The 4,772-nt window shown below is 67.2% G+C and carries 5 protein-coding genes; 2 read left to right on the top strand and 3 right to left on the bottom strand.

What is annotated here, in order from left to right; translation table 11 throughout:
• The 3 genes from WBV89_RS15670 to WBV89_RS15660 all read right to left on the bottom strand — a co-directional run.
• Positions 1 to 773 (bottom strand): molybdopterin cofactor-binding domain-containing protein (locus tag WBV89_RS15670; RefSeq protein ID WP_423982285.1); only part of this gene is annotated, 773 nt, incomplete at its 3' end.
• A gap of 107 nt (positions 774 to 880) precedes the next feature.
• On the bottom strand, positions 881 to 1,369 hold the full coding sequence (locus WBV89_RS15665) for a (2Fe-2S)-binding protein (RefSeq protein WP_423982284.1): 489 nt from the start codon (positions 1,367 to 1,369) through the stop codon (positions 881 to 883).
• 3 nt (positions 1,370 to 1,372) lie between these two features.
• Complete coding sequence (locus WBV89_RS15660; protein ID WP_423982283.1) at positions 1,373 to 2,260, bottom strand: FAD binding domain-containing protein; 888 nt, start codon at positions 2,258 to 2,260, stop codon at positions 1,373 to 1,375.
• 155 nt (positions 2,261 to 2,415) lie between these two features.
• On the opposite strand from WBV89_RS15660, the gene WBV89_RS15655 reads away from it, so the two are divergent.
• Positions 2,416 to 3,372 carry a LysR family transcriptional regulator gene (locus WBV89_RS15655; RefSeq protein ID WP_423982282.1) on the top strand — a complete coding sequence of 319 codons (957 nt, stop codon included), beginning with the start codon at positions 2,416 to 2,418 and terminating at the stop codon, positions 3,370 to 3,372.
• Between the two features lie 50 nt (positions 3,373 to 3,422).
• The coding region (locus WBV89_RS15650) for an HNH endonuclease (protein ID WP_423982281.1) at positions 3,423 to 4,772 on the top strand (1,350 nt) is incomplete at its 3' end.

Genomic DNA, 4,772 nt, shown 5'->3' with positions numbered 1-4,772 from the left:
GACGCGACGATCGCACAGACGTAGCCGGGATAGATCGGCACCTTGTTGCCGAAGCCACCGCCGATGTCGGGGGCGATGATCCGGATCTTGTGTTCGGGCAGTCCGGCGACGAGTGCGTACACCGTGCGGTGTGCGTGCGGCGCCTGCGTGGTGCTCCACAGCGTGAGTTTTCCCGAGACCGGATCGAGGTCGGCGACGCATCCGCACGTCTCCATCGGTGCCGGGTGGACACGCGGGTAGACGATGTCCTCGGTGACGACGATGCCGTTCTCGCGGGCATCGGCGAACACGGCCTCGGTGTCGTCCTTGCTGCCGGCCTCCCAGTCGAAGCAGTGGTTGTCGGTCTTGCCGTCGAGATCGTCGCGGATGATCGGAGCGTCGGGTTCGAGCGCCTTGCGGACGTCGATCACCGGGTCGAGCCATTCGTACTCGACGTCGATCAACTCGAGCGCGTCGCGCGCCGAGTACCGGTCCTCGGCCACGACGAACGCGACTTCCTGGTGCTGGAAGCGGACCTTGTCGGTGGCGAGCACGGCCTGCACGTCGTTCGACAGCGTCGGCATCCACGCCAGGTTGTGCTCGGCGAGGTCGGCGCCGGTGACGACCGCCTTGACCTTCGGATGGGCCTCCGCAGCGGACTTGTCGATGCTGACGATCCGCGCGTGGGCCATCGGCGAGCGCAGGATCGCGAGGTGCAACATCCCCTTGATCTGGATGTCGTCGCAGAACTGGCCGCGTCCGCGCACGAGGCGTGGGTCCTCCTTGCGCAGCATTCGCCCGAAGCCGTTCGGCTTGTGGTCGTTCAGGTTGTTGTCCGGCGTCGGAACCTCGTTCGTGTTCGCCTCGGCGCTCTGCGGTGTGCTCGGATTCTCGGTGACGGTCATGACGCACCCACTTCCACGGGGGTTTCCCGTTCCTTCTCGGCCGCCCACTGGATCGAGCGGACGATGGTGGCGTAGCCCGTACACCGACAGATCTGGCCGCTGATCGCCTCGCGGATCTCGGCATCGGTCGGGTCGGGGTTGCGGTCGAGCAGTGCGCGCGCGGTGAGCATCATCCCCGGTGTGCAGAATCCGCACTGCAGACCGTGGCACTGGATGAAGCCCTCCTGGACCGGGTCGAGCACCCCGTCGACTTCCATCCCCTCGACGGTGCGGACGTCGTGCCCGCCGGCCATCACCGCGAGTGTCGTGCAGCTCTTGACCGGTTCGTTGTCGACCCAGACCACGCACGTGCCGCAGTTGCTGGTGTCGCATCCCCAGTGGGTTCCGGTCAATCCGAGGTGATCGCGGATGAAGTGGACCAGCAGGGTGCGCGGTTCGATGTCCTCGCTGACATCGTCACCGTTGACGTTCATCGAAACTTCCATGGCTTACTCCTGTCCGGTCGCGCGGGCGACGGCCTTGCGGAGCGAACGGATCGTCAGCTCCTTGGCGAGATGGGTCTTGTAGGCGGCGGTCCCGCGGGTGTCGGTCGATGGTGATGCGTTGTCGGCCGCGATCTGGCCGACCTCGGCGTAGAGCTCTTCGGATGGTGCCTTGCCGCGGAGGGCGGCGGAGATCGGTTCGACGTTGGTCAGGTTCGGTCCGACGGCGCACAGTCCGACCCGTCCGTCGACGATCACCGACGATCCGTTCTGGCCCTCCATCGTCACAGCCGCACCGGCGGAGGCCACGGCCCAGTCGCCGGCCCGCCGTTCGACCTTGTGATAGGCGCTGCCGGAGTTCGGGCGGATCGGGATGCGGACCTCGGTCAGCATCTCGCCGTCGGCGACCGCCGTCTCGTACGGGCCACGGTGGAAGTCGTGCATCGACACCACTCGCTCGCCCGACGTTCCGCGGATCACGCACGAGGCGCCGATCGCGTCGCACACGGCCGAGAGGTCCTCGGACGGGTCGGCCTGGCACAGCGATCCGCCGAGCGTCCCGCGGTTGCGCACGACCGGATCGGCGATCACCTTCTCGGCGTCGCGGAAGATCGGGAGCACCGCGGCGAGTTCGTCGCTCTCGAGCAGTTCGCGGTGCCGCGTCATCGCGCCGATGCGGACCTCGCCGGACTCGACTCGGATGTACCCGAGTTCGGGTGCCAGGTCGTTGATGTCGATCAGGTACTCGGGTGTGGCGAGCCGGAGTTTCATCATCGGGAGGAGGCTGTGGCCTCCGGCGACGAGACGGGCTTCACCCCCGAGTCGCTCCATGAGCGCGATCGCGTGATCGACGCTCGTTGCCCGTTCGTACTCGAACGGTGCCGGTACTTGCATGGCCACCCCTGTCTGTCGACGTCGATGTGCTCGACGATGTTCCCCGAGGCTGCACACTGCACCGTTGACGACCCCACGTCAAACGCGACTCAACCAAATGGTTAAGTTGCGTTCGTGCGGACGACCGTGGACCTCCGATCGGGTCGACCGGGTCGATGACTCCGACCCAGCTGCGCACGTTCGCGGCGATCGCTCGACACGGCAGTTCACGTGGTGCGGCCGGTGAGTTGGGTGTGTCGGAGGCGGCGGTCTCGAGTCACGTCGCCGCGTTGCGCAAGGAGTTGGGCGACGACCTGTTCCACCGGTCGGGTTCGGGGCTCGCTTTCACCCCCGGCGGTCTGCGACTGGCGGCGCGCGCGGTGGAGATGCTCGGTCTGCAGGACCGAACTCTGCACGAGATCCGCGCCGCGGGTGAGGGTCAACGGGTGCTGCGTGTGGCGGTGTCGTCGTTGTTCGGCGAGATCGCCGCTCCCGGGCTGATCGAGTTGTTCTCGTCGCGCGCCGACGATCTGCAGGTCGAGGTGAGCGAGTGGAGTCCGGACCAGTTCGCCCGCTTGATCACGGCGCGGATCGTCGACGTCGCGATCGGCCCGGAGGCGAAGTCGGCCGGCGACGGAATCCACACCAAGCAGTTCCTCCGCTACCAGCTCGTTGCCGTGGTCGGTGCGCAGCACGCCCTCGCGGGACGCAAGTTGAAGCCCGCCGCGATGGCCGAGGCGACATGGCTGTTGGGGCCGTCCGCGGTCGATGCGACGAGCAGCGTCGGTCGGATGTTGCGGCACTTTCGTGTCCCGGAGGCACGTCAGCGCATCTTCCCGAATCATGCGGCCGCCTTGACCGAAGCGCGTCAGGGTCACGGCGTGGCTCTGTGCCCAGCGCATTCGGCGACGGCCGAGCTCGCCGACGGGCGTCTCGTCCGCGTCGACGTCCCCGGCGCGATGGTCGACGGTGTGTGGGCGACCTTCGCCCTGCGTCGCGACGACGCGAGCCCGCTCGCGAACGAGATCATCCGGTTCGTGTCGACACCTCGGGCGATCCAGGCGATGCTCACCGGGAGCGGCGCGAACATCGCGCGCTTCAAGCCCCGCGTGCACGTCACGTTGTGGAGCTGAATCGCGCGGATCGGGTTGACTCATCGATCGAACAGGTGTACGATCGAGGTATGAATTCGTCGAGTGGAGACGAGCCGAGGGGGAATCAGCCGGCGACTGGCCCTGTGGACCTGATCGACGCCGACTCGTTCGACGAACTGTGTGACGACGTCGCCGGGCACCTGAACGCACAGACCGGACGCCTGCTCGATCTGACGACCTGGTTGCTGCGCGCCGACACGCGCAACTGGCAGGGCGAGGGTCTCTGGACCGCCCAGCAGTATCTGGCGTGGCGCTGCGGCATCGGGCCGACGTTCGCGTCCAATCTGGTTGCGGCGGCGGAGCGAGCCGACGATCTCCCGGTCGCGATCGAGGCGATGCGTTCCGGCGAGTTGTCGTTCGACCAGTTGATGCCGATCGTCCGCACGATCCCGGCGTGGGCTGATGGACAGGTGACGTCGTTGGCGAAGCGGCTCACCGTCACCCAGATCCGCGGGCTGGTCAAGCGGACCGATTGGGAGTGGGAGCCTGGCCCTCCACCGGTCGAGACGAACGACGATGATGCGGTCAACGCCCACAACGACAACAACGCCCACAACGACAACGGCGTGGCCGACGGCGAACCTGCGTCCACGAGCCCCGGCCCCGAGCCCGACGAGAACCGCGTGTCCTCGGGCATCGGGGCCGACGGACGTTGGTACCTGTTCGCGAACCTCGATCTCGATCTCGGCGAGCTCGTCGGACAGGCGCTCGACGAAGCGCGCGAAGCCGTCTTCCTGCGTGAGAACCGGGGAGCATCCACCGGCTCGACACCCGGCGGTAGCGACCGGGAGCTCCGGGTGGTGTCCGACGTCGATGCATTGGTCGAGATGGCCCAGCGATCGCTCGACGCGGTCGCCGACCCGTCACGTCGCAACCGGTATCGGGTGAACCTCCATCTCGATCTCGATGCCACCGTCCGCACCGACCGGGGCGACGTCGTTCCCGACTCGATCGCGCGTCTGCTCACCTGTGACGGACGGATCGATCCGGTGTTCTCACGCACCGGCATCCCGGTGTCGGTCGGACGTTCACAACGCACGATCCCGGACCGGACACGTCGCACCGTTCTGCGTCGTGATGAGCATCGGTGTCAGGTTCCCGGCTGTACCGCTTCCCGCGCGCTGACCCTCCATCACATCGAGCACTGGGCCGACGGGGGGTCGACCGACACCTGCAACCTGATCACCTTGTGTCCGCGACACCATCGGATGCATCACCGACACCGGCTCGGGATCAGCGGCAACGCCGACCGGCGCGACTCGATGCGGTTCACCAATGCACGCGGGCAACCGATTCGGGCGTCGGGGGCCCATCCGCACCGACCGCACGGACCACCGGCACCGATTCGCGGAGAGTACGAACACCCCATCGGCGAACGT

It is taken from the genome of Ilumatobacter sp. (genome assembly GCF_049588435.1).
GTDB lineage: Bacteria > Actinomycetota > Acidimicrobiia > Acidimicrobiales > Ilumatobacteraceae > Ilumatobacter_A.
Note: the sequence above shows the minus strand (reverse complement) of the source record. Positions and strands in the feature narration are given on the sequence as shown.

Excerpts from the sequence above, each read along its gene's own strand:
- WBV89_RS15665 (WP_423982284.1), bottom strand. The coding sequence starts at position 1,369 with ATGGAAGTTTCGATGAACGTCAACGGTGACGATGTCAGCGAGGACATC.
- WBV89_RS15660 (WP_423982283.1), bottom strand. The coding sequence starts at position 2,260 with ATGCAAGTACCGGCACCGTTCGAGTACGAACGGGCAACGAGCGTCGAT.
- WBV89_RS15655 (WP_423982282.1), top strand. The coding sequence starts at position 2,416 with ATGACTCCGACCCAGCTGCGCACGTTCGCGGCGATCGCTCGACACGGC.